Here is a 24721-nt window from a genome sequence, read left to right on the forward strand (position 1 = left end):
CCCAGCCCCCATACCCCATCGTTCCCAAGGAGCCCACCATGAGCCGCAAGCCGATCAAGGACCCCCTCGACCTGCTCGACATCGCCTCCGTCCTCTCCGACGAGGAACGCGAGATCCAGTCCACCGTCGCCAGGTTCCTCGCCGACCGGGTGCGCCCGCACATCGGCGAATGGTTCGAGAACGCGCACTTCGCCCGCGAACTCGCCCCGGAACTCGGCAAGCTGGGTGTACTCGGCATGCACCTGGAAGGCTACGGCTGCGCCGGCACGAACGCCGTCAGCTACGGCCTGGCCTGCCTGGAGCTGGAGGCGGCCGACTCCGGCTTCCGCAGCTTCGTCTCCGTACAGGGCTCGCTCTCGATGTTCTCCATCTGGAAGTGGGGCTCGGAGGAGCAGAAGCAGGAATGGCTGCCCCGGCTCGCCGCCGGTGAGGCGATCGGCTGCTTCGGCCTCACCGAGCCCGACTTCGGCAGCAACCCCTCCGGCATGCGCACCCGGGCCGTCCGCGACGGCGACGACTGGATCCTGAACGGCTCCAAGATGTGGATCACCAACGGTGGCATCGCCGACGTGGCCACCGTCTGGGCACAGACCGAGGACGGCGTCCGAGGCTTCCTCGTGCCGCGCGGCACCCCCGGCTTCACCACGCAGGACATCAAGCAGAAGATGTCGCTGCGCGCCTCGATCACCTCGGAGCTGTACTTCGACCAGGTAAGGCTGCCCGACTCCGCGCGGCTGCCGCTCGCCGAGGGCCTGCGCGGACCGCTGTCCTGCCTGAACGAGGCCCGCTTCGGCATCCTGTTCGGCGCGGTCGGAGCGGCCCGCGACTCGATCCAGGCGGCCATCGAGTACGCCGACTCGCGGGTGCAGTTCGACAAGCCGATCAGCGCCTTCCAGCTCACCCAGAGGAAGCTCGCCGACATGAGCGTGTCCGTGGGCAACGCCGCGCTGCTCGCCCTGCATCTGGGCCGGCTCAAGGACCAGGGCCGCATCCGGCCCGAGCAGATCAGCGTGGGCAAGCTCAACAACGTCCGGGAAGCCGTCGCCGTCGCACGGGAGTGCCGCACCGTCCTCGGCGCCAACGGCATCTCCCTGGAGTACTCGCCGCTGCGCCACGCCAACAACCTCGAGTCGGTCCTCACGTACGAAGGCACCAGCGAGATGCACACGCTCGTCGTGGGCCAGGCGATCACCGGCTACCCGGCGTTCCGCTGAGCGCCGAAGACCGAAGGAAGACGACCGTGAACATCGTCGTACTCGTCAAGCAGGTTCCTGACACCGCCGCCGAGCGCACCCTGTCCGGGACCGACCACATCCTCGACCGCGAGAACGCCGACCTCGTCCTGGACGAGATCAACGAGCGGGCCGCGGAGGAGGCCCTGACGCTGAAGGAGGCGGTCGGTGCCGAGGTCACCGTCGTGTCCATGGGACCCGACTCGGCGCTGGACGCCCTCCGCAAGGTCCTGGCGATGGGTGCCGATCGAGGGATCCACATCCGCGACGACAGGCTGGCCGGCGCCGACGTCGTGACCACCGCGAAGGTGCTGGCAGCCGCCGTACGGACAGTGGCGGACGCCGACCTGGTGCTCGCCGGCAACGCGACGACCGACGGACAGTCGAGCGCGGTGCCGGCCATCGTCGCGGATCTGCTCGGCCTGCCGCAGCTGACCCACGCGCGGGAACTGACCGTGGAGCCGGGGCGGGTGCGCGCGGAGCGCGCGACCGAGCACGGCGAGGCGACGCTCGACGCACCGCTGCCCGCCCTGGTCAGCGTCACGGAGAAGATCAACGAACCGCGCTACCCCTCCTTCAAGGGGATCATGGCCGCCAAGAAGAAGCCCGTGAAGACGGTCGGCCTCGATGACCTGTTCCCCGACGCGGCCCCCGGGTTCCTCGTGACCCGAACCCGGGTGGTTGACGCCGTTGCGCGTCCCGCCCGGGCCGCCGGAGTGCGCATCACCGACGACGGCTCGGCCGGCCGGCTACTGGCCGGGTACCTCATCGCCCAGAAGCTCGTCTGAACCGCCCCCGACCAAGGAGCAGCCACCCATGCCCGATGTCCTCGTCCTCGTCGACCACGACGGGGGACGTGTCCACAGGACCACGTACGAACTACTCGCCGCCGCACGGCGACTGGGCGATCCGGCCGCGGTGGTCGTGGGCACCCCCGGCACCGCGGCACGCCTCCGGAAGGACCTCGCCCAGCACGGCGCCACCAGCGTCTACGCGGCCGAATCCACCGAAGCCGACGGGTTTCTCGCCACACCGGCGGTCGACGCCCTGGAACTCGCGGCCGGGGACGCCTCAGCTGCCGCCGTTCTGATCTCCGCGACGACGGAGGGCAAGGAGGTGGCCGGGCGTCTCGCCGCTCGGCTCGACGCCGGGCTGCTGATCGACGTGGCCGACGTCGACCCGGCCGGCGTGGTGACCCAGGTCGTCTTCGGCGGGTCGTACACCGTGCGCGCACAGGTCACTCACGGCATCCCGGTGATGGCCCTGCGGCCGGGCTCCTTCGAACCGGAGGAGCATCCCGTGCGGTCGGAGGAGCGTGAGCTCGCTCTGCCACCCGTCGACCCGGCGGCATCCGCCCGCGTCACCGCTCGTCGCGCCGCGCCCGGGGGCGACCGCCCTGCCCTCACCGAGGCGAACGTCGTCGTCTCCGGCGGACGCGGGGTCGCAGGAGCGGACGGCTTCAAGGTGGTGGAGGGACTGGCCGACGCCCTCGGAGGCGCGGTGGGTGCCTCGCGGGCAGCGGTGGACGCCGGTTACTACCCCCACCAGTACCAAGTGGGGCAGACCGGCAAATCCGTCTCCCCTCAGCTGTACATCGCCCTGGGCATCTCCGGGGCCATCCAGCACCTCGCGGGGATGCAGACCTCCAAGACGATCGTCGCGGTCAACAAGGACCCGGAGGCCCCGATTCTCGCCCTGGCCGACTACGGCGTGGTGGGCGACCTGTTCGCGGTTGCCCCCCTGCTGACCCAGGAGGTGGCCGCCCGCCGCGCGGGCCGCTGAGGGCCTCGTCATGCCGAGGCGGAAGCTCCCGGCCCCCTCCGTCACCTGTACGGAGGGGGCCGGGAGCTTCTCGCGTGTCGGACGTCGGACCCTCAGGCGGCCTGTGATGTTTCGTCACGCGGCTCGATAGCTGAAGAAACCCTGCCCCGACTTTCGGCCCAGCAGACCCGACTCGACCATGCGGCGCAGCAGCGGGGGAGGGGCGTACAGCGGTTCCCGGTACTCCTCGTACAGGGCCTCGCCTATCGCCGCCACGGTGTCCAGTCCGATGAGATCGGCCAGGCGCAGCGGGCCCATCGGGTGGCCGCAGCCGGCGGTCATCCCGGTGTCGATGTCCTCCGCCGTCGCCGTACCGGAGCCGACCATCCGCACCGCCGCCAACAGATAGGGAACCAGCAGCGAGTTGACCACGAAGCCGGCGCGGTCCTGCGCGACGATGGTCTGCTTGCCCAGGGTCTCGCCCGCGAAGGCACGCACACGCAGCTCGGTGGCCTTCGAAGTGTGGAGGGAGGGCACGATCTCGACCAACGGCATGACCGGGACCGGGTTGAAGAAGTGCAGGCCAACCACCGTCTCGGGGCGTCCGGCCGCCGCCGCGAGCCGGGCGATGGGGATAGAGGAGGTGTTGCTGGCCAGGACGGCCGCCGGGTCCCTGACGACCTCGCCCAGCTGCTGGAACAACGCTGTCTTCGCCCGCTCGTCCTCGACCGCGGCCTCGATGACCAGATCCGCCCCGTCCAGGTGGGAGAGGTCGCCGGTGACCGAGATCCCGGCCAGGGCATGTGCGCGGTCCTCGGGCGCGAGAGCACCGCGCTGCTCCGCCTTCAGCAAGGAGTCGGCCACGCCCGCCAGTCCGGCCCGGGCTCTGTCCTCGGTCACGTCGCACAACGTGACGTGCAGTCCGGCGCGGGCGCACACCTCGGTGATGCCCCGGCCCATCTGGCCCGCGCCCACGACGCCCACGTGCTTGATCGCTGTCATCTCTTTCTCCGCCTGTCCTCCGCCGTCCGGCGGTCGATGGACGCCGCCACGATGTGTGTCGCCGTGTTGAGAGTAGGCCGGGAGCACCCCCTCTGACCTGCTCGAACAGTGCGTCATCCGCGTACAAACGTGCGCCGGTCAGAGGGGGGCGGCGCACCGCCCGTCGCTTGGACGACCGCATGCCGATGGGGCGTCAGGCACATGCCTGACGCCTGACGCGGACGGCGTCTCAGACCGCGGTCGTCGAGGCAGCCGCCTCCCGCAGCCGGCGGATCACGCCACGCACCGCGGGCGAGGTCTCCCTCTTGCGGTAGGCCCCGACCAGCCGGGTGGTCAGCGCCACGTCGGCCAGTGGCCGGTACGCCACTCCCGGGATCTGTACACGGCGCAGCGAATCGGGGACCAGGGCCACCGCGAGACCGCCGCCGACCAGTGTCAGAGCCGCGATGTAGTCCCGCACCGGGGGAGCGCAGCGCGGACCGAACCCGCCTTGTTCCGCCACGTCGAGGATTTGGTCACGGCAGCCGTACTCCTCGTCGAAGTGCGGAGCCACGAAGTACTCGTCGCGCAGTTTCGCCGCCGGCACCGCGTCGTACGCCGCCAGCGGCGCGGCGGCCGGCAGCGCCAGGACCACCTGCTCGGTGAGCAGGCAGGTGGCCGTGACGTCGGGTGGGTACTCCGGCCGCCAGCGCAGAAAACCGACGTCGATGTCCCCGCAGGCCAGCGCCTCCAGCTGGGCAGGTGTCTCCAACTCGCGCACCTGAACCGTCAGTTCGGTGCCGGGGGCCGCGCAGCGGGTGAGGACGTCGGTCAGCACCCCGGAGAACGCGGCTGAGGCGACGTAGGCGATCTGGGCGTGTCCCAGCTCCCCGCGGCCGGCACGCCGGCCCACCGCCTCGGCCCGGGCGGCCTGGGCGAGGGTCGACCGGGCTTCTTCGAGGAAGAGCCGCCCGGCGCTGGTCAGGGCCGGGCGGGTGCGCCGTCCGCGGTCGATGAGACGCACACCCAAATGCGACTCCAGCGCTCTGATCTGGGCGCTGAGCGCGGACGGCGCGAGGTGCAGCCGGTCCGAGGCCCGCGCGAAGTGCAGTTCCTCCGCGACGACGACGAACGATTCCAGCCAGCGCAGTTCCACCGGTACCTCCTCCGCCCCGCCGGGACACCCCGCGGCGGCGTCAGGGCAGAACAGGTCCGCCGCGGGGTGAGTATGAGCAATCGGCGCCTCAGGGGATCACCACGTAGTTGCTGAATCCGCCGTCGAAGTCCGTGGCGCGTCCCGAGATGGCCTCGTTGACCTCGGACAGCGGGAAGGGCTTGGTGATCAGGTACGACAGGTCGAGCGCTCCGGTCGCCACCATGTCCGCGACTTCCTGCCCCTGCGCGGTGGTGAACCAGTTGGATCCGATCAGCTGCACCTGCTCGTCCATCAGCCACTTCACGTCCACGGGCAGCCGGTCGGCCACACCGCCGACGTTGACCACCCTGCCGCCGCGGCGGACGCCCTGCATGGAGTCGAGCATCGTCTCCACGGGGGCCTTGGCGCCGAGCGCGCTGATGACGAAATCGGCCCCCTCGCCACCGGTGCGGGATCTGGCCCACTCGCCGGTGGAGCCCTCGCCCAGCCGCATGACCTCGATCCGGTCCGGGGCCAACTCCACTACCCGCTTGAGCAGTTTTTCGTTGCGGCCGGTGCCGAGAACCCGAGAGACACCTGAGGCCAGCGCGAGCAGGGTGGAGGCGACGCCGAGCGTGCCGGTGATCCCGTCGATCAGCGCGACCTGGCCGGGGCCGGCCGCGGCGTGCCGCAGGGCGCCGTAGGAGGTGCCGATGTAACCGAGCTTGCCGGCCTGCTCGAACGTCATGTTGTCCGGGATGTTGACGATCGCGTGCTGCGGTGCGGTCATGTACTCCGCGAAGCCGCCGTACGGGTAGAGGTCGAAGATCCGCTGGCCGTCGCGCGAGGTGCTGAAGTAGCCGTTCAGGGTGAAATAGCGGCACCGGGCGAGCTCGCCGCCCCGGCACACCTGGCAGCTGCCGCAGGACCGCAGCGGACTGACGTAGACCCGGTCCCCGGGCTTGGTGTTGAGGACGGCCTCACCGACCGCCTCGACCACGCCCGCGGGATCCAGCCCGAAGACCGCGGGCAACTTGGGCAGGGGCTGGTGCGGATACCAGGTGGGCCAGTTGTTGATCACGTTGGCCATGTTCGGCACGATTCCGCATGCCTTGACCCGCACAAGTACATCGGTCGGCCTCGGGGTGGGCACGTCGAGCGTGTCCACTCTCATCGGCTCACCGAGCCGGTGCAGTCGTGCGGCGAGCATTTTCGCCATTGAAATACTCCTGAGAAGACGGGCCGTACGGTGCCGAATTACTGGGAATGAGGGAACGGATTCGGGTAATTGTCCTCAAGGTCGATGTCCAGCAGGCCCATGATGCGGACGCCGGAGTTGTACCAGGCGATGGACAAGGACAGTTCGACCATCTGCTGGTCCGTCAGGTGAGCGGCGGCGGCGCGCCAGGTCTCCTCCGAGACGTCGACCTGGAGTGTGGACTCCTTGGCGAGCCGCATGACGGCCCTCTCCGTCTCGTCGAACAGGCCCGACGACTCGAAGTCGGCCACCGCAGCCAGCTGTTCGCCGGTCAGCCCGGCCTTGAGCCCGTGCGACTGGTGGTGGGCCACCTCGTACGCGGACCGGGTCGCGTGGCCCACGGTGAGAATGGCCAGCTCGCGCAGCCTGGGACTGAGGTCGGCGGCGCGCAGCGAATTGGCGTAGGTCAGGAAGGCGTCCAGCTGGGCCGGCGCATGGGTCAGGGCGAGGAAGATGTTCGCTGTCGGTACCTTGCGTTCGGCTTCCAGCCGGTCGTACAGGGGCTTCTGCGACTCGTCCGCGTCCTCGCGGCGCAGATAGGGGACTCGTGCCATGTCGTCTCCTCGGGGGACGGAAAACTCAGTGCGGGGACTGGTCGAGCAGGAACCGCTCGAGCGTCATCGGATTCGGCGGCTCGGCGGGCGGCGTCTGCGGCACACCCGCGAAGGGCGACGCCTCGAAGTACCACTTCTCCAGCGCCGGGAACCCCCAGCGGACGTTCGTGCTGAGCGATCCGGCGTCCCAGCGCACGGGTTCGATCTCGGTGTCGATCGTCTGGTAGTGGGCGTTGAAGACCTCCACCCGGTGCCCGTCGGGGTCACGGAGGTAGGTGAAGAGCATCCCGCCGGGGCCGTGCCGTCCCGGGCCCCGCTCGACGCCCTCGCCGTAGCCGAGGATGCCCGCCCAGTCGCAGGCGGTGAAGATGTCACGGCTCTCGGAGACGGTGTAGGCGAAGTGGTGGAGTGCGGGGCCGGTGTTCTCCACGAGCGCCAGGTCCAGGGTGGTCCCCTTGCGGTACATGAACGAGCTGAGCAGCTTGTCGCCGTGTGCCAGGTACTCGGAGTTCCGGAATCCGAGCTCGCCGTAGAACGCGGTCAGCTCGTACGTGTTCGGCGCGAAGGTCTGGAAGTGGTCCAGCCGCTGCGCGTGGGCTCCCCGGTAGTGCTCGAAGTCGATGTGCAGCCTCGGCCGGGTCTCCATGTGCGCACAGAGTTCGAGCGGCGTGCCGACGGGATCGGCGACGTGCAGCGTGCGGCCCTGGTAGGGGAGGTCGACCCACTCCGCGGGCAGACCACGGTCGCGGAACCATGCGTGGGCGACGTCGAGATCTTCGTCGAAGAAGACGCGGAACCCGATCCTCCGGCAGGTGCCGGCCCCCTCCTCGTCCAGCTCCAGTACGAGGCTGTGGTGGCATGCCTCGGCGAGACCGCGAAGGTAGCAGGTGCGCTCGTCCTCATCGCTGACGACGAGCCCGAGGGCTTTCACGTAGAAATTCCGGCTCTCGGCGAGATCGGCCACAGTGAGACGCACATGGCCGGCGCGGGTGATGTTGAAACTCGGGCGCAGATTGACGGGTGGCAGCATGCTGGTCTCCGTGTCCGATCAGCTCTTTATTTCGATGACTGTAATGCGTCGAGACGTTAAAGCTTCGAGACGTTTCTACGGCTCGGTCGTGGAGGGTCCGGAATCAGAGAATGTGAACGCGGACCATCCGCTGAATTCCGCGGACAGGCCGAGGGACTCCTCGATGCGCAGCACCTCGTTCCACTTGGCCATGCGCTCGGAGCGGGTGAACGAGCCCACCTTCAACTGGCCGGCGTTCCAGCCGACGCTCAGATGCGCGATGGTGACGTCCTCGGTCTCACCGGACCGGGCCGAGACGATGGTGCCGAAGCCGGCGTCCTTTCCGGCGCGCAGCGCCTGGAACGCCTCCGTGACCGTGCCGGCCTGGTTCGGCTTGACGAGGACGGCGTTGGCGGCCCCGGTGGTGGCCGCCGCCTCCACCCGCTTGGCGTTCGTGACCAGATAGTCGTCGCCGATCACCTGGCAGCGGTGGCCGTGGCGCCGGGTGAACTCCACCATGCCGTCGGTGTCGTCCTCGCCCACCGGGTCCTCGACGGACAGGATCGGATACTGCTCGATCCAGTCGCCCAGCATGTCGAGCAGTCCCGCTGTGTCCAGCGTGCGGTCGTCCAGGGCCAGGCTGTACCGCCCCCCGCTGCCGAACTGCGAGGCCGCGACATCCAGCGAAATTCCGACCTGCGCCAGGGGCTCGAACCCAGCCGTCTCGATTGCCCGGGTGAGAGTCTCCAGGGCTTCCTCGTTGGAGTCGAACGCGGGCCAGTGTCCGCCCTCGTCGGCCACGCCCTGGGCCTTCCCGGCCTCGCGCATCAGGCTTCCGGCCGCCCGGTAGATCTCAGCCGTCCAGTCCAGTGCCTCGGAGAAACTCCGCGCCGCCGGGCACATCACCATGAAGTCCTGGACGTCGACACGGCGGTCGGCATGGGCGCCGCCGCCGAAGATCTGGATCTCCGGCAGGGGGATACGGACCGGCTGTTCGCCCGCCAGGTGCCGCCACAGCGGTACGCCCGCCGACGCGGCGGCGGCGTGCAGCACCGCCATGGACGTGGCGACGATCGCGTTGCCGCCCAGGCGACCGCGGTCGGGGGTTCCGTCGAGGTCCACCAGGATCCGGTCGACGGCTTCCTGATCGGTCGCGTCATGGTCCAGGAGGGCGGGCGCGATCTCTCCGTTCACCGAACCCACCGCGCGGTGCACGTCGAGGCCGCCGAAACGGCTGCCGCCGTCCCGAAGGTCGAGCGCCTCGCCCTGGCCCGTCGAGGCCCCGGCCGGCGCGATGGCACGGCCGATCGCGCCGTTCGCCAGGCGCGCTTCGACCTCCACGGTGGGGCGGCCGCGGGAATCCCACACCCTGCGGCCGTGGAGCTTGGCGATCCGCGCGTCTGTCATGGCGGTGCAACCTTTCGAAAATCGGACGATCGGGGCACCGGGCGGTGCCTCTGCCTGCGGTCGGGGGAGGGTCGCCCCGCAGTCGGAGACGTACGGAATGTCCACACGCAGGTGAGTGACCAGGAGGGACGAGGAGTGCTCGTCCATGGCGGCTCTGGTCGTGCTATCGATAGCGCAATCGTGCGCAGTGCCGAGGGTTCTGTCAAGAGGTGGCGGCATCCTGGTGAGCGGGGACAGCGTGCTTGATTCACTCCTCTTGGAGTGGCTGCCCCGTCAATGCTATCGTTCGCACGACTCGCTTGCGTGACTGCGGTGCCGCGGCAGGAACTCCGGCGGGCCCGCACTGTCCTGGACGGACGGACAGCACAGGCGGCGCGGGTTCGCCGGTCCCGACCGGGGCCGGCAGGCAGGCGGGCGCGTCAGCGACTGCGTTCTCCGGCCCGGCAAGCTCCATGACGCACGGATCCGGTGCCCGCAAGTCGAAGGCGCCCGGAGCGAATCGCTCCGGGCGCCTTTCGCCACAACGTCGTGACGCACGCGCGAGCCGTTGGGATCGTCCCCGGCTCAAACGGCCCCGGACGCAGCCTTCCAGCCGGGGGGCGCCGTGCTGCCGCGCAGTACGAGCGCTCCGGGGGAGACCGATGTGTACGGGCCGTCGTTGCTCGGCTTGGTCTTGAGGCGGCGCATCATCCACAGCGCGCAGCCCGTGGCCATCTCCTGGATGGGCAGGCCGATGGTGGTGAGGCCGGGGCCCCACCAGGAGAATCCGGGCTCGTCCCCGAATCCGACCACGGACAGTTCCTCGGGCACCGTCACGCCCTGTCGGGACAGCTCCTCGAGGACGCCCAGGGTGAGCTGGATCGATCCGAGCACGAGCGCGGTGGGCGTGTCCGGCTCCTGGAGCAGCCGACGCACCGATTCGCGGCCGTGTTCGATCGACGACGGCGGGCCCAGTGCCGTGCGGCCCGCATCGTCCGGGAGGCCTCCTTCGCGCAGGGCGCTGCGGAATCCGCGCAGGCGCTCCGCGCCCGTGGGCAGCTCTTCCGGGCCGCCGAGGTAGGCGATGCGGGTATGGCCCTGTGCCACCAGGTGGGCCGTGGCCCCGCGCAGCGCCTCATGGTCGTCCACGCCGAACCACTGCGAACCGAGGGACGGGTGGCGGCGCAGGAGCTGCAAGTGCGGCAGGGCGCGCAGGAGTTTCACGGACTCGCTGTGCGGGCGCGCGGTGGGCACGATGATGACGCCGGCCACGCGGTTCGCGGACAGCTCCCGCAGCTGGCGCAGCTCGGCGGTCCGGTCGTCGTCGGTCTCCGAGAGCATGAGCTGGAAGCCCTCGGCCTCCATGTTCCTGGACAGCTCGTGCGCGATGGTCGAGTAGAAGCTGTTGCGGATGTCCGGGATCACGAGCGCGACCACATTGCTGGAGGCCCCGCGCATCATCCGGGCCGCGCGGTTGCCGACATAGCCCATGTCGGAAGCGGCTTGCCTGACGCGGAACTTGGTCTCCTCGCTGATGCGTGGATCGTCGGCGAGAGCCCGCCCCACCGTCGACACTGAGACTCCGAGGCGCTCGGCGATGTCCCTGGTCGTGATCACGTGAAGGGGCCCCCTCGACTTGCTGTCCCGTGCCGTCGCTGTGTGTGCCAACGATAGCAGCGGTGTTTGCGTGCTAACGTTAGCATCGCTGATTGGACCGTGCAGCCGCCTTCGGCTGCCTAGTTTCGCGGAGGTGTCCGTGCGGATCGTCAGATATGCCGTCGACGGCGTGCGTTACTACGGAGAACTCGAATCCGGCGACGTCGACATCACCCGATTCGAGGGTGATCTCTTCACCGGACTTTCCCCCACGGGAGACATCGACCAGGTCGCCGAGGTCGTCATTCTCCCGCCGGTCGAGCAGCCCCGTATTTTCGGGTTTGCCTACAACTACGCCTCACATGTCGACGAGACCGACCGTGAGATTCCCGAGGTTCCGGTGTGCTTCATGAAGCCGAGCACGGCGGTCGTGGGGCCGGGGGAGGCGATCGTCTATCCGGCCGACGGTGAACTGATCCATTTCGAAGGCGAGTTGGTCGTCGTCATCGGAAAGGAAGCCCGCCATGTGAAAGCCTCCGAGGCGCATGAGTACATCCTGGGCTACACCTGCGGCAATGACGTCAGCGACCGCATCGTCCAGCGCAAGGAGAGCGCGTTCGGAACGCTTTTGATCGGGAAGGGCAAGGACACCTTCGCTCCCCTCGGGCCCGTCATCGCGACCGGACTCAACCCTTCGGGACTTTCCCTGACCACCCGGGTGAACGGCACCGTCCTGCAGTCCGCGAGCACGGCCGACCTGTTGCTCCCGGTTCCGGAGATCGTCGGTTACCTCAGCCGCCATCTGACACTGCTGCCAGGAGACGTGATCATGACGGGCACGCCCTCCGGTGTCGGTCCGATACGCCCCGGGGACGAGGTCGAGGTCGAGATCGAGGGCATCGGCGTCCTGCGCAATCCGGTCGTGGCTGAGAGCCGTTGACGGAGGCCGGCCACCGGCGCCGGTCGCGACGGGGCCTGCCCACCGCTCGGCGGTGGGCAGGCCCCGTCGCGTGTCTGTGGGCGGTGCCGCTAGCTGTGTTGACCTGGAGCGTTGCTGAACCGCGCGGGACGGACGAAGGTCAGGGCGGCGACGCCCGCCAGCGGGAGGAGCGTGACCTGGAGCAGCCCCGCCCGGCTCCAGCCGAAGCTCTCGACGAGGGCGGCGAAGAGCAGGCCCGAGAACGCCGCCGGGCCGTAGTAGCTGCTGACGAAGAGCCCGGAGGCGCGTCCGATCTGCGACGGGCGCACGGCCCGCTGCATCGCGCTGTTGGTGTTGGGATAGACGAAGCCCAGCCCGAAGGCTCCCATGAGGAAGGCGAACAAGCACTGCAGGCCCACCGCGGCGTGCGTCTCGTAGATGCACGTGCTGATGACCGAGACGGCCAGCAGGCTGAGGATCAGCAGGTTGCGCTGGTTCACGCGGTCGCCGAGCCAGCCGCCGAGCACGGCCGTCATGCCCCCGAAGCCGAGGAAGCTCATGGCCAGCGCGGCCTGCTCGGCGGAGTAGTGCAGCGAGCTGATGAGGTACGTCGGATACAGGCCGAGGAACCCGTAGACGGCCACGCCGCTGACGACGGAGTGGATGGTCAGCGCGATCGTGTTTCGGTTGTAGGTGGAGACCGGCATGTACTCGTAGGCCTTGGTCGAGGCGACCCGCTCCACCGAATGCTCGGTCAGTCCGGCCTTGACGAGGAACAGGGAGGCGGCGGCGATCAGCAGCCCGGCCGTGCCGAACAGGTAGAAGGGCGCGTGCCAGGTGCCGTGCATGCTCATGAGTTCGACACCGATCAGCGGGGCGATGAAGACGCCGACGGAGTAGCCGACGCCGATGACGCCGAAGGCGAGGCCGCGCCGGTGGACGAAGAAAGCGCCCATCGCCGCGAAGATGGCGGCGGACTGCATGCCCTCACCGAAGCCCGAAACGATGCGGTACAGGGTCATGTCGGCGAACCCTGTCGCCAGCGGCGTGGCCATCGTGCCCAGGGAGTAGATCACGATGCTGACCAGCAGGACCGTCTTGCGGCGGAAGCGGTCCAGGAGGTAGCCGGCGGGCAGGCCGGCCAAGGCCATGCCGAGAGTGAAGTTCGTGGCCAGCAGACCGCCCTGTTCCAGGGAGAACCCGTACTCCGCGCGGATGTCGGGCAGCAGGGGAGGAAAGACTTGGCGGTCCATCGCGTTGACCATGTAGGAGAGGACGATCAGCAGAAAGCCGACCCCGATCATGGTCCGGGAAATGGGGGGACGGCTGCCTTCCTGTGTGCCGTCGGCGGGAACTGCGCCGAGGTCGACTTGCGCTGCGTGAGTCATGGCGGCTCCTGAGGAGGAATGGGCCGCGGCAGGGCGCGGCGGACGCATTGCCGGTACGGGCCCGTAGGGGCGGCTGCGACGGGATGCGATAAGGCGGGAAAACGAGGTGAGAAGCGGAGAGCCGAACACGGACCGAGTCGGGTCGGCGTGGTCGAGCGGCCGCCGACCGGCGGCAAGGGGGCGACGGGCTGCTGTGCGGGTCGGATACCGCATGCGGAATTCAGCCGTATTTGGCCCGTCGGGGACGTCCGTGGCTATGGCGTCTTCGACAGCCGGACTTCGTGCGGACTCTTATGGGGTCACACGGTCGGCATTGGCAGAACCATGAAGGCAAGTCCGTTGCCCGTCAAGATGTGAACACCGAATTTCTTCGGCGTTCCTCGTCTTTCCTGGTGGCTCCCGCACTCTTGACGCGGAGAAGTGCGTCAGTGCTATCGTTAGCATCACGTGGCTGTGACAGAGTGATGCGACGTGCCCCGGCATCTCGCGACCCCAGGCGTGGCGCCCGGACCGACCACAAGTCGGGGAGCGCCGGCCCCCGCCCGAGCCCAGCGAACCTCTCCACCTCACCCGCGCACGATTCTGCGAGGACGACCTTCCATGAAACCACCGAGCCGCCCCGGCACCGTGCTGCTCACCGACCACGCCTGGCCCGACGACTCCGTCGAGCGATCCGTCATCGAGCGGGCGGGCCACACCCTGGTGACAGGCCCCGCCGAGCCCGCCTCCGCCCAGGAGATCGAGGAGCTGGTCGCCGAGCACCGCCCCGCCGGCATCCTGACCTGCTGGGCGCCCGTCTCCGCCACCGCGATAGGCACCGCGCCGGAACTCCGGGTCGTCTCCCGGCTCGGCGTGGGGCTGGACAACATCGCCGTGTCCACGGCCACCGAGCGCGGGGTGTGGATCACCAACGTGCCCGACTACTGCGTGGAGGAGGTCTCCGACCACGCCGTCGGCATGGTGCTCGCCTGGACGCGCGGACTGGCCGTGTTCGACCGGGAGGTCCGCGCGGGCCGCTGGAACCCGGCGAGTGCCCGGCTGCGCCGCCTGTCCACGCTGACCTGCGGCGTCGTCGGCTTCGGGAGGATCGGCCGCGCCACGGCAGGCAAGCTCGGCGCCTTCGGCTGCCGGATCCTGGCCCACGACCCGCATGCGCCGAAGGACGTCCCCGGTGTGGAGGCGGTGGCGCTGGAAGAACTGCTGCGCCGCAGTGACGTGGTGATCCTCCACCTGCCCCTCACGCCGGAAACGTTCCACGTCATGGGAGCCGAGCAGCTGGATCTGATGCGGCCGGGCGGACTGCTGGTCAATGTCAGCCGGGGCGGCCTGGTCGACACGGACGCGGTGATCAAGGCGCTCGACAGCGGGCACCTGGACGGTGCCGCCTTCGACGTACTGGAGACCGAGCCGCACGTCCCCGCCGGACTGTCCGCACAGCCCGGGGCGTTGCTCACCCCGCACGTCGCCTTCTCCTCCGACGCGTCGGTGACGGAACTGCGCCGCCGAGCCGCCGAGGAGGTCGTACGGGTCTTGGCCGACCAGGAACCGGTCCACCCCTGCAACAGCCCTCAGGGCCTGCCCGCCGGGCCGGGGGGACGGCGATGAGCGCGGCTTCCGCACAGATCGGACCGGGCCCCGTGCCCGACACAGGGCTGACGGACTTCCTGATGGCCGAGGGCCTCGCCGAGCCCGGTGAGACCACGACCTGGACGCCGCTGGCCGGGGGTGTCTCGTCCGACCTGTGGCGTGTGGACCTGCCGGGACGTTCCCTCTGCGTCAAGCGTGCTCTTGCCAAGCTGAAGGTGGCCGCCGACTGGGAGGCACCGGTGTCGCGCAACGCCTACGAGTGGGCGTGGATGCGGTTCGCGTCCCGGCACCGCCCGGACAGCGTGCCGGAGCTGCTGGCCCACGACCCCGAAGCGGGCCTCTTCGCCATGGCCTACCTGCCCCCGGAGCGGTATCCGATGTGGAAGGCGCAGCTGCTGTACGGCGAGGTGCGGGTGGCGACCGCGGCGGCGGTCGGCGAACTGCTCGGCAGTCTGCACGCGGCAAGCGCGGGCGACGCCGCCCTCACCGGGGAGTTCGCGACCGACGACAACTTCCACGCCCTGCGCATCGAGCCGTACCTGCTGGCCACCGCCGCCGCACACCCCGGACTCGGCGACGTCCTACGGGGCCTCGCCGGCCGTACCGCCGGTAGGCACCTGGCGTTGGTGCACGGCGACGTCAGCCCCAAGAACATCCTCGTCGGCCCGTCGGGGCCGGTGCTGCTGGACGCCGAATGCGCCTGGTACGGGGACCCGGCCTTCGACCTCGCCTTCTGCGTCAACCACCTGCTCCTCAAGAGCCTGGTGGTACCGGGGCGCCGCGACGACCTGCTGCGGTCGGCTCGCGTGCTGGCCGAGGAGTACGTCGAGTGCGTCGACTGGGAGCCCCGCCCGGCCCTTCAGCAGCGGGCCGCGACCCTGCTGCCGGCGCTGCTGCTCGCGCGCGTGGACGGCAAGTCCCCCGTGGAGTACCTCACCCACGAGGGGCATCGGCTGCTCGTGCGCACGGTCGCGTCGACGCTGCTGAGAGCACCGGTGTCCACGGTCGAGGACGTCGTGGCCGCCTGGGAAGCGGTCCTCGCGGCTCCGGCCGAACCGGGCACGCCGTCCTGCTGACAACGCATCGGACCCGAGCGAGGAGAGACGTATGCGCAGAGTCGTCACCGGCCACGACGAGAACGGCAGGTCGGTCGTCGTCAGCGACGGCCCGGTCCCGCGCAGCCGGGAGTTCACCAGCCTGCCGGGCTGGGTGTCCCGGCTGCCCTGGGCCACCGAACCCGGACAGCCGTTCAGCAGGACAGGGGAGGACCCCACTCCCAAGGTCACCAGCCTGCTTCCGGCACCCGGCGGCACCCGGTTCATCGTGCTGACCTTCCCGCCGGAATCGGCGCTGGCCGACCCGGCGTTCGACCCGGTGGCCTTCGACCAGGAGCAGCGGGCCGACTCGCCCGGCATCGCCGAACTCATCGAACCCGACGGCATGCACACCACTCCGACCGTGGACTACGGCATCGTGCTGACGGGCGAGATCGTCCTCGAACTCGACGACGGTCACCGCACGCCGCTCTCGGCAGGGGACATCGTGATCCAGAACGGCACACGTCACGCCTGGCGCAACCGCAGCGGACAGGCGGCAACCATGGCCTTCGTCCTCATCGGTGCGGACCACGACGACTGACGGGGACGACTGACGGGGACGGCTGACGGACCGAAGGAAATCAGCCGGAAGCCGCACAGAAGTGTCAGGGAGCGGCGCCGAGATCCACCTCGATGTCCTCGGCGTCGGTCCAGAATCCGTCGTCCGCGTCCTGGAGGCGGGCGGCGGCGTGATTCATGTGAAGGCGTGCGGCCCTGCGCGCCGCCTCGGCGTCGCGCGCCTCGATCGCGGCGAGGATGGCGTGGTGCTCCGCCCGGACCGCTTCGATGAAGTCGTTCCGGCGTGCCTCGTTCGCCCGCGTGACGCGGATGCCGCTGCGCGACACATCGCCCAGGTACCGCAGGGTCGAGACCAGCACCGTGTTCCCGGTCGACTCGGCGATGGACCGGTGGAAGGCGAGGTCCTCGTCCACGCCGTCGCCACCGGCCGCGACCGCCGAGTCGATCGCGTCCAGCGCCTGACGCATCCGTGCGAGGTCGAGGGGCGTGGCCCGGCCGGCCGCGAGATGCGCCGCCTCACCCTCCATGGCGCGCCGCACCTCCACGATCTGCAGCACCTTCACCTTGGTGTCGGCGGCCTCCAGGTCCAGCGGCCGGGTGCGCCGGGGCAGGACGAAGACGCCGATGCCCTGGCGCGGTTCGATCAGGCCCGCGTTGCGCAGCCGCGACAGGGCCTCGCGCACCACCGTGCGGCTGACGCCCAACTGCCTGACCAGCTCGACCTCGGTCGGCAGTCGGTCGCCCTCGGCCAGCCGCCCCGACTCGATCTCCTCCGAGAGGGTCGCGGCGACCTGATCCGCGAGCCGGACGGGACCGCTTACCTTGGAAAACATGGTTTTCAGTCTATAGGCCTGGGTCTCGTCGATCCGCTTTCCGCCAGGTCTCGACCAGGACCGTGTCGGGGTGGTCGGCGAGGTAGTCCCGCACCACCGATTCGAAGCTCGGGTCGGGCTCAAGACCGAGCGCGGCGGCGCGCGTGTTGTCGAAGGCGGAGGGCCAGGATCCCACGACGGCCTCGACGCCGGGATCGGGCGCGACGGTCACCAGATCGGCCGCGGCGTCGCCCGCCACGCGCCGCAGCGTGGCCAGCATCTCGGCGATCGAGACCGTGAGCGCGGGGAGGTTGACGGGCAGTCCGCCGTCGAGCCGGCCCCGCCCGCTGCCGCGCTCGGCTGCCGCGATGCGGAGGATCCCCTCGACCGTGCGCCGAGGTGACGCCAGGGCCACCCGCAGGTCGGGGCGCACGGGGCAGATCGCGGGGATGCCCGCGAGCGGCTCGCGGACGATGCCCGACAGAAAGCCGGAAGCGGCGGCATTCGGTTTGCCGGGACGTACGGACACGGTCATCAGCCGGGCGACGCGTCCGTCGATGAAGCCCCGGCGGGTGTAGTCCGCGACCAGGTGCTCGCAGACCAGCTTCTGGATCCCGTAGCTCGACCGGGGAGTGGGCAGGGTCGACTCGCTGACCACCGGCGGGAGGGGCAGTGCCGGGTCGGAACCGTAGACCGCGACGCTGCTGGAGAACACCAGGCGCGGCGCCGGCCCGCCGGAGGCCGACTGGGCCCGGGCGGCTTCGAGGAGGGCGCGGGTGGTGTCCAGGTTGGCGCTCATCCCGAGGTCGAAGTCGGTCTCGCACTCGGCCGAGACGGCGGCGGCGAGGTGGATCAGCACATCCACCGGCTCCGCGAACACCTCGTCGAGACACTCGACCAGGTCACCCCGCACGATCTCCACCAGGGGATCGGCTGCCTGCGCCGCCCCGGGCGGAACGAAACGGTCGGTGAGCACCAGTTGGTCGATCGGCGCACCGCCGAGCGTCCGGGTCCTCAGCAGGGTGTCGGTGATCTCGCGTCCCAGGAAGCCGAAGCCGCCCGTGATGACGATCCTCATGCGCTGTCTCCTCGGTAGTCGTGTCGCCAGCCGAGGCCCTCGCTCGTGCCGCCCCGGGGGATGTACTCGCAGCCGATCCACCCGTCGAAGCCCAGGTCGTCGACCACGCCGAACAGATGCCGGATGTCGAGCTCGCCGCTGTCCGGCTCGTGGCGGTCCGGCACGCCGGCGATCTGCAGATGACCGACCCGGCCGGTCGGCAGGTCGCGGCGCAGCGTCGTCGTGAGGTCCCCTTCGACGATCTGGCAGTGGTACAGGTCGAGTTGCACCTTGAGATTCGGGGCGCCCACCTCCCGTACCACCGCGTGGGCCTCCGCCTGCCTCGACAGGAAGTAGCCCGGCATGTCGCGGCCGTTGATCGGCTCGACCAGGATGTCGACCCCCGACCCGGCGGCTCGCTCCGCCGCCCACTCCAGGTTGGCCAGGTAGGTGTCGCGGTGCCCGGCCAGCTCCTTCGGAGTCACGTCCGGCGGCACGAGACCGGCCATCACGTGCAGCCGCGGGCAGTCCAGGGCGGCGGCGTACTCCAGAGCCCGGGCGATCCCGGAGCGAAGCTCCGCCTCGCGGCCGGGCAGCGCCGCGATGCCGCGTTCTCCCGACTCCCACGCCCCCGGAGGCGCGTTGAAGAGCACCTGCCTGAGGCCGTGGTCGTCGAGCCGGTGCCGCAACTCCGCGCTGTCGTGGGCGTAGGGGAAGAGGTATTCGACGGCGGTGAAGCCGTCCGCCGAGGCCGCGGCGAAGCGGTCGAGGAAGTCGTGCTCGGAATACATCATGGACAGGTTCGCTGCGAACCTCGGCATGCTGGCTCCTGTGAGGGGACCGGGCGGGACCGGTCAGCGGTTGACGGTCTTCTTGTCGGTGGTGAGCACCGCGGCGGCGCCGATGACGAGGCTGAGTGCCAGGACGTACATCGGGAGCGATGTCGAGCCGGTGGCGTCCTTCAGCGCGCCGATCATGTACGGACTGACGAAGCCGGCGAGGTTGCCCACCGAGTTGATCACCGCGAGGCCGACCGCGGCGGCGGTACCCCCGAGGAACGCGGTGGGGAGTGACCAGAACAGCGGCGAGCAGGTCAGCACACCGGCCGCGGCGACGGACAGCGCGACCAGGGACAGCGTGGTGGACCCGGCCCAGCCGGCCGCCAGCGAGAAGCCGACGGCGCCCATCAGGCTCGGGACGACCAGGTGCCAGCGGCGCTCGCGGCGCTTGTCCGCCGAACGCCCGAACAGGTTCATCGTGACGAGTGCGGCCAGGAACGGCACCGCGCTGAGCACCCCGATCGCGAGGTTGCCCTCGATGCCGGTGGACTCGATGAACGTGGGCATCCAGAACGTGAGTGCGTACTGCCCCATCACGAAGCAGAAGTAGATGAGGCACATCAGCCACACCTTCGGCTCGCGGAAGGCGTCCCAGACCCGGCCGTGCACGGTCTGGTGCGCGGCGTCCTCGGCGATCGCCCGCTCGACGACGTCCTTCTCCTCGTCGGTGAGCCACTTCGCTTCGCGCACGCTGTTGTCGAGGTAGAACAGCGTGGCCACGCCGATCAGGAAGGCGGGGATCGCCTCCAGCAGGAACATCCACTGCCAGCCCTGCCAGCCGTTCACACCCTGGAACCGGTCCATGATCCAGCCGGACAGCGGATTGCCGAAGATGCCGGCCACCGGGATGGCGGACATGAACATCGCGATCACCCGGGCACGACGCTGCGACGGGAACCAGTACGTGCAGTAAAGGATCACCCCCGGGTAGAACCCGGCCTCGGCGGCGCCGAGGAGGAACCTCAGGACATAGAACATCGTCTCGTTGTGGACGAACATGAACGCCGCCGAGACGACGCCCCAGCTGATCATGATCCGGGCGATCCAGGTGCGGGCGCCGACGCGCTGCAGCATCAGGTTCGACGGCACTTCGAAGAGGAAATAGCCGATGAAGAACAGACCGGCGCCGAGGCCGTACGCCGCCTCGCTGAACCCGAGGTCGTCGGACATCTGGAGCTTTGCGAAGCCGACGTTGACCCGGTCCAGGTAGGAGACGACGTAACAGAGGACGAGGAAGGGGACGATACGTCGTACGACCTTGCGGAAGACGGCGTTCTCACGGGCGGCGTCGGGGACGGTGGACGCCGATATGGGCATGGACATGGCGATCCTTTGAGCGGCTCAGGGAAATTCTCCGGCAGGGGAGAGGCGGGTCACCACGCGGCGTTGAACGTGGACCTCAGTTCATCGAGCGCGTGATCGGGGAGCGGCTCGGGGCGACGGTCGGTCAGGAGCCAGAGACGTGCCGTCTCCTCGAGTTCTTCGAGGACGGCGAGAGCGGTGGCCGCGTCGGGGCCCCAGACCACGGGGCCCAGCCGGTCCAGCAGCACCGCCCTGATGGGCGTTCGGCTCGCTGCGCGATCGGCGATGCGGGCGGTCACCAGGTCGGCCACGCGGGGGTCGCCCGGCCGGTGGTAGGGGATGAGCGGGACGTGCCCGACCTTCATCACGTAGTACGGCGTGATGGGCGGCAGTACGTCCTCGGCGCTCCAGACACCGGCCAGCGTGAGCGCGACCAGGTGCGTGGAGTGGGTGTGGACGACGAACCGGGCCGTGGGGTCGGCGGCACAGATGCGGCGGTGGAGCGTCAGGGTCTTGCTGGCACGGTCGCCCGCGATCTGCTCGCCCCGGCCGTCGACCAGTGCCAGGCGGCCGGATTCGAGGAATCCCAGGGCGGCGTCGGTGGGCGTGATCAGATGGTGGTCGCCGGCCTTGGCACTGATGTTGCCCGCGCTGGCGTGGACGTAGCCCCGGGCGAACAGGCTGGTGCCCACGCGGACGATCTCGTCGCGGGCCCGCTCGACCGCCTCGTCGTGTGCTGTCCCGTCGGTCGTGCTCGGCTGCGGGTTCACGCGGCCTCCTCGTCCAGGAGTGCGAAGGAGCGGGTGAAGAAGTCGGGGCCGCCGAAGTTGCCGGACTTGAGCGTGATGTGGAGCGTGTCTCCGTCGGGCAGAGCCGCCGCGCACCAGGGCACACCGGGGTCGATCTGCGGTCCGATCCGGAGCCCGTTGATTCCGAGCGCCTGGACGACCGCCCCCGAGGTCTCGCCTCCCGCCACGACGAGCCGGCGTACGCCGCGTTCCACGAGCCCCTGGGTGATGTCGGCCAGCGTCCGTTCCACGAGCTCACCGGCCTCGGCGGCACCGAGCCGGCCCTGGACGGTACGGACCGTGTCGGCGGACTCGGTGGAGTAGACGAGCACGGGGCCGTCGGCCAGGTGCGATTCGGCGAAGGCCAGGGCCTGCCCGACCACGTCCTCGCCGGCGGCAACGCGCAGCGGGTCCACGCTGAAAGCTGGCCGGCCGGAGCGCAGGTACTCGAGGACCTGACGGTTGGTGGCCGTGGAGACCGACCCCGAGACGACGGCCCGGTGACCGGTGGGAGGCGGCAGTTGCGCGGCGGCGCGGGACGGCTCGAACCCCCAGTTCGCGGGCAGGCCGAGCGCCAGCCCCGAGCCCGCGGTCACCAGCGGGAACCCCTGGACCGCCGCGCCCAGACGCATGAGGTCGTCGTTGGAGACCGCGTCGACGATGGCGATCCCGAACCCGTCCTCCCGCAGGGCGTCGACGCGGGCCCGGATCGCCTCGGCACCGTCGGCGACGACCGTGTGGTCGACGAGACCGACCTCGCGCGTGGTCTGCGCGCCGAGGACGGAGACCAGATTGGAGTCGGTCATCGGGGTGAGCGGGTGGTGGCGCATGCCGCTGTCGCTGAGCAGCACGTCGCCGACGAAGAGATGCCCCTTGAAGATCGTGCGCCCGTTGTCGGGGAACGCCGGCGTCGCGACCGTGAAGCCGGTGCCCAGAGCGTCCATCAGTGCCTCGGTCACGGGCCCGATGTTGCCGGCCGGTGTCGAGTCGAACGTGGAGCAGTACTTGAAGTAGATCTGCTCGGCGCCCATGGACCGCAGCCAGGCCAGTGCTCGCAGCGACGCCTCGACGGCGTCGGCGGCCGGGACGGTCCGCGACTTGAGGGCGATGACCACGGCGTCCGCGTCCATCGTCTGCTCGGCGCCGGCCGGTGGTGTGTCGATCAGCTGGACCACGCGCATGCCCGCGCGCACCAGGTTGTTGGCGAGATCCGTGGCGCCGGTGAAGTCGTCGGCGATGCATCCGAGACGGATTCCCATGTCAGGCCTCCACCGTCTTGGGCAGGTCGACCCCCGGGAAGATCTTGATGACCGCGCTGTCGTCCTCGGCCCCCAGTCCGGACGCCGACGCCTGGAGGAACATCTGGTGGGCGGTGGCGGCGAGGGGGAGCGGGAAGCGCTCCGGCCGGGCGGCGTCCAGCACGAGCCCGAGGTCCTTGACGAAGATGTCGACGGCCGAGAGGGGCGTGTAGTCACCGGCGAGCACATGCGCCATGCGGTTCTCGAACATCCAGGAGTTGCCGGCGCTGTGCGTGATGACCTCGTAGAGTGCCTCGGCGGGAACGCCCGCTTTGATGCCGAGGGCCATCGCCTCGGCCGCGGCGGCGATGTGCACGCCCGCGAGCAGCTGGTTGACGATCTTGACCTTCGAGCCGAGCCCGGCGTGCTCTCCGAGGCGGTAGACGGTGCTGCTCATGGCCTCGAGCACCGGGTCGGCGAGGGCGTACGCCTCGGCCGAGCCCGACGTCATCATGGTGAGTTCACCGGCCGCGGCGCGTGCCGCGCCGCCGGAGATGGGGGCGTCCAGGCAGAGCACCCCTCGCTCGGCCAGTCGGCCCGCGAGCGCGGCGGACCAGCCCGGGTCGACCGTGGAGCACATGACGAAGACAGAGCCGGGGCGGAGCCGGCCGGCCGCGCCCTCGGCACCGAACAGGACGGTCTCGACCTGCGCGGCGTTCACCACCACCCCGACCAGGACGTCCACCGTGGCGGCCAGCTCGCCACAGGTCCCGAACGCCGTCCCGCCGTCGCGGGCGAAGTCCGCGGCCGTCTCCGGCCGCAGGTCGTGAACGCCGACGTCGTACCCCGCCGCCCGCAGGCTCCGGGCCATCCCGAGGCCCATGGCTCCTAGGCCCACCACGCCCACGCGCGGTCGTGCGGGCTTGTTCTGGTCGCTCATGCCCATCCTCGCCTTGCAGTGCCGTCCGGAGGCCGATCGCATCAATCGCCCCGGGAGATCAGGTCATATGATGACCTGAGGACAAGGGAATGCGCGGTGTGATGTGCGTCACGCACCCGCTTCAGGTGGGGGCGCCTCACCTCGGCGCGTGCGGCATCGAGAAGATCGACCTGCGAATCCACCAGCTCCTGGAAGGAACAACGAGATCATGCGCGTCATCGCGACTCGAAGCCTGACGGAGGCACTCGGATGACCGACGTCCTCTTCCGTGCGACGGGCCGGGCTGCCCATATCGTCCTCAATCGGCCCAAGGCCCTCAACGCCCTCACCCACACCATGGTGCGCCGTATCGACGAGGCCCTGACCGACTGGGAGCGGGACCCCGCCGTCGAGACCGTCGTCATCACCGGCGCGGGGGAGCGCGGCCTGTGCGCGGGTGGCGACATCCGCGGCATCCACGACGACGCCCGCGACGGGGACGGCTCCGCCTCGGCCGCGTTCTGGCGCGACGAGTACCGCCTCAACGCCCGCATCGCCCGCTACCCCAAGCCGTACGTCGCCGTCATGGACGGCATCGTCATGGGCGGAGGCGTCGGCGTCTCCGCGCACGGCAGCGTCCGGATCGTCACCGAGCGGTCGAGGATCGCCATGCCCGAGACCGGCATCGGCTTCGTCCCTGACGTCGGCGGCACCTACCTGCTCGGCCTCGCCCCGGGCGAACTCGGCACCCACCTCGCGCTGACGGGCGCCCAGATCGGCGCCGGCGACGCACTGCTGTGCGGCCTCGCCGACCACTACATGGCGTCCGAGGCACTGGGGCGGTTCGTCGACGACCTCGCCGGCATGCCCGTACGGGAGGCACTGGACAGGCATGTGCGGCCCGCACCGGAAGGGGAACTGGCGGGACAGCGGGAGTGGATCGACCCCTGCTTCGCTTCCGGCACGGTCGAGGAGATCGTCGAGCGGCTGCTCGCACACGGCGACCCGGCGGCCAAGGAGACAGCCGAGACCCTGCTGGCCAAGTCGCCCACTTCGCTCAAGGTCACCCTCACCGCCCTGCGCCGCGCCCGCCGGCTCGGCTCGCTGGAGCGGGTGCTGGAGCAGGAGTACCGGGTCTCCTGTGCGTCCCTGACCACGCCCGACCTGGTCGAGGGGATCCGAGCTCAGGTCATCGACAAGGACCGTGACCCCCGCTGGTCACCGTCGGCTCTCGGCGACGTCGGCGACGCGGACGTGGAGCGTTTCTTCGCACCCCTCGGCGCGCGCGAGCTCGCCCTCACCGGATCCGGGTGAGGGCCGGACACCGCCGCGGGCCGTCACAAG

The 24721-nt window shown here is 70.0% G+C and carries 23 protein-coding genes; 8 read left to right on the forward strand and 15 right to left on the reverse strand.

The features are described from left to right. Positions 1–38 precede the first annotated feature (38 nt). Genes ACQEV8_RS41410 through ACQEV8_RS41420 form a run of 3 tightly spaced genes read left to right on the forward strand, consistent with a single transcriptional unit; the run spans position 39 to position 3014 of the window. The gene (locus ACQEV8_RS41410; protein ID WP_432971783.1) at positions 39–1214 is read left to right on the forward strand and encodes an acyl-CoA dehydrogenase family protein; all 1176 of its coding nucleotides are present in this window, start codon (positions 39–41) and stop codon (positions 1212–1214) included. Between the two features lie 26 nt (positions 1215–1240). Beyond that, positions 1241–2020 carry an electron transfer flavoprotein subunit beta/FixA family protein gene (locus ACQEV8_RS41415; RefSeq protein WP_432971786.1) on the forward strand — a complete coding sequence of 260 codons (780 nt, stop codon included), beginning with the start codon at positions 1241–1243 and terminating at the stop codon, positions 2018–2020. Between the two features lie 28 nt (positions 2021–2048). Further along, a complete protein-coding gene (locus ACQEV8_RS41420; RefSeq protein ID WP_432971789.1) occupies positions 2049–3014 on the forward strand; it encodes an electron transfer flavoprotein subunit alpha/FixB family protein in 966 nt (321 codons plus the stop codon). Between the two features lie 114 nt (positions 3015–3128). On the opposite strand, the gene ACQEV8_RS41425 is transcribed toward ACQEV8_RS41420, so the two are convergent. The 7 genes from ACQEV8_RS41425 to ACQEV8_RS41455 all read right to left on the reverse strand — a co-directional run bounded on the left by ACQEV8_RS41425 (position 3129) and on the right by ACQEV8_RS41455 (position 10933). Further along, entirely contained in the window at positions 3129–3995 is an 867-nt protein-coding gene (locus tag ACQEV8_RS41425; RefSeq protein WP_432971792.1) for a 3-hydroxybutyryl-CoA dehydrogenase, read from the reverse strand. A 229-nt stretch (positions 3996–4224) separates the two neighbouring features. Further along, entirely contained in the window at positions 4225–5130 is a 906-nt protein-coding gene (locus ACQEV8_RS41430; protein WP_432971795.1) for a LysR substrate-binding domain-containing protein, read from the reverse strand. 88 nt (positions 5131–5218) lie between these two features. Then, complete coding sequence (locus tag ACQEV8_RS41435; protein ID WP_432971798.1) at positions 5219–6319, reverse strand: alcohol dehydrogenase catalytic domain-containing protein; 1101 nt, start codon at positions 6317–6319, stop codon at positions 5219–5221. Between the two features lie 47 nt (positions 6320–6366). Next, entirely contained in the window at positions 6367–6921 is a 555-nt protein-coding gene (locus ACQEV8_RS41440; RefSeq protein WP_432971801.1) for a carboxymuconolactone decarboxylase family protein, read from the reverse strand. Between the two features lie 25 nt (positions 6922–6946). After that, a complete protein-coding gene (locus ACQEV8_RS41445; protein WP_432971804.1) occupies positions 6947–7951 on the reverse strand; it encodes a VOC family protein in 1005 nt (334 codons plus the stop codon). A 75-nt stretch (positions 7952–8026) separates the two neighbouring features. Next, positions 8027–9337, reverse strand: a complete 1311-nt coding sequence (eno, locus tag ACQEV8_RS41450; RefSeq protein ID WP_432971807.1) for a phosphopyruvate hydratase — start codon at positions 9335–9337, stop codon at positions 8027–8029. A 564-nt stretch (positions 9338–9901) separates the two neighbouring features. Then, entirely contained in the window at positions 9902–10933 is a 1032-nt protein-coding gene (locus tag ACQEV8_RS41455) for a LacI family DNA-binding transcriptional regulator (RefSeq protein ID WP_432971810.1), read from the reverse strand. A gap of 133 nt (positions 10934–11066) precedes the next feature. Between ACQEV8_RS41455 and ACQEV8_RS41460 the strand changes: the two genes are divergently transcribed. Next, a complete protein-coding gene (locus ACQEV8_RS41460) occupies positions 11067–11852 on the forward strand; it encodes a fumarylacetoacetate hydrolase family protein (RefSeq protein ID WP_432971813.1) in 786 nt (261 codons plus the stop codon). Between the two features lie 89 nt (positions 11853–11941). Here the strand turns inward: ACQEV8_RS41460 and ACQEV8_RS41465 are convergent, their stop codons facing one another. Then, entirely contained in the window at positions 11942–13219 is a 1278-nt protein-coding gene (locus ACQEV8_RS41465; protein WP_432971816.1) for an MFS transporter, read from the reverse strand. Positions 13220–13819: 600 nt separating this feature from the next. Here ACQEV8_RS41465 and ACQEV8_RS41470 point away from each other — a divergent pair. From ACQEV8_RS41470 to ACQEV8_RS41480, 3 genes are read left to right on the forward strand one after another with little or no spacing between them, the layout of a single operon-like run. Next, the gene (locus tag ACQEV8_RS41470) at positions 13820–14824 is read left to right on the forward strand and encodes a C-terminal binding protein (RefSeq protein WP_432971819.1); all 1005 of its coding nucleotides are present in this window, start codon (positions 13820–13822) and stop codon (positions 14822–14824) included. Further along, entirely contained in the window at positions 14821–15882 is a 1062-nt protein-coding gene (locus ACQEV8_RS41475; RefSeq protein ID WP_432971822.1) for a phosphotransferase family protein, read from the forward strand. Before ACQEV8_RS41470 ends, ACQEV8_RS41475 begins: the two co-directional genes overlap by 4 nt. Positions 15883–15913: 31 nt before the next feature. Continuing rightward, positions 15914–16444, forward strand: a complete 531-nt coding sequence (locus ACQEV8_RS41480; RefSeq protein ID WP_432971825.1) for a cupin domain-containing protein — start codon at positions 15914–15916, stop codon at positions 16442–16444. Positions 16445–16508: 64 nt separating this feature from the next. On the opposite strand, the gene ACQEV8_RS41485 is transcribed toward ACQEV8_RS41480, so the two are convergent. Genes ACQEV8_RS41485 through ltnD form a run of 7 tightly spaced genes read right to left on the reverse strand, consistent with a single transcriptional unit; the run spans position 16509 to position 23398 of the window. Continuing rightward, positions 16509–17255: a FadR/GntR family transcriptional regulator gene (locus ACQEV8_RS41485; RefSeq protein WP_432971828.1), complete on the reverse strand. Its 747-nt coding sequence runs from the start codon at positions 17253–17255 to the stop codon at positions 16509–16511. A gap of 10 nt (positions 17256–17265) precedes the next feature. Beyond that, a complete protein-coding gene (denD, locus tag ACQEV8_RS41490; RefSeq protein WP_432971831.1) occupies positions 17266–18312 on the reverse strand; it encodes a D-erythronate dehydrogenase in 1047 nt (348 codons plus the stop codon). Next, positions 18309–19112 carry a 2-oxo-tetronate isomerase gene (gene otnI, locus ACQEV8_RS41495; RefSeq protein WP_432971834.1) on the reverse strand — a complete coding sequence of 268 codons (804 nt, stop codon included), beginning with the start codon at positions 19110–19112 and terminating at the stop codon, positions 18309–18311. The genes denD and otnI overlap by 4 nt, the downstream gene beginning before the upstream one ends. Positions 19113–19145: 33 nt before the next feature. Beyond that, positions 19146–20453 (reverse strand): MFS transporter, encoded by a 1308-nt coding sequence (locus ACQEV8_RS41500; protein WP_432971837.1) that lies wholly within the window; start codon positions 20451–20453, stop codon positions 19146–19148. A 50-nt stretch (positions 20454–20503) separates the two neighbouring features. Beyond that, entirely contained in the window at positions 20504–21202 is a 699-nt protein-coding gene (locus ACQEV8_RS41505; RefSeq protein ID WP_432971840.1) for an aldolase, read from the reverse strand. Beyond that, on the reverse strand, positions 21199–22479 hold the full coding sequence (gene otnK, locus ACQEV8_RS41510) for a 3-oxo-tetronate kinase (protein ID WP_432971843.1): 1281 nt from the start codon (positions 22477–22479) through the stop codon (positions 21199–21201). The genes ACQEV8_RS41505 and otnK overlap by 4 nt, the downstream gene beginning before the upstream one ends. 1 nt (position 22480) lies before the next feature. Beyond that, a complete protein-coding gene (ltnD, locus tag ACQEV8_RS41515; protein ID WP_432971846.1) occupies positions 22481–23398 on the reverse strand; it encodes an L-threonate dehydrogenase in 918 nt (305 codons plus the stop codon). Positions 23399–23647: 249 nt separating this feature from the next. Here ltnD and ACQEV8_RS41520 point away from each other — a divergent pair, with 249 nt between their 5' ends. Then, complete coding sequence (locus tag ACQEV8_RS41520) at positions 23648–24691, forward strand: enoyl-CoA hydratase/isomerase family protein (protein ID WP_432971849.1); 1044 nt, start codon at positions 23648–23650, stop codon at positions 24689–24691. Positions 24692–24721: the final 30 nt, after the last annotated feature.

Source organism: Streptomyces sp. CA-179760, from assembly GCF_050937045.1.
Taxonomy (GTDB): Bacteria; Actinomycetota; Actinomycetes; order Streptomycetales; family Streptomycetaceae; genus Streptomyces.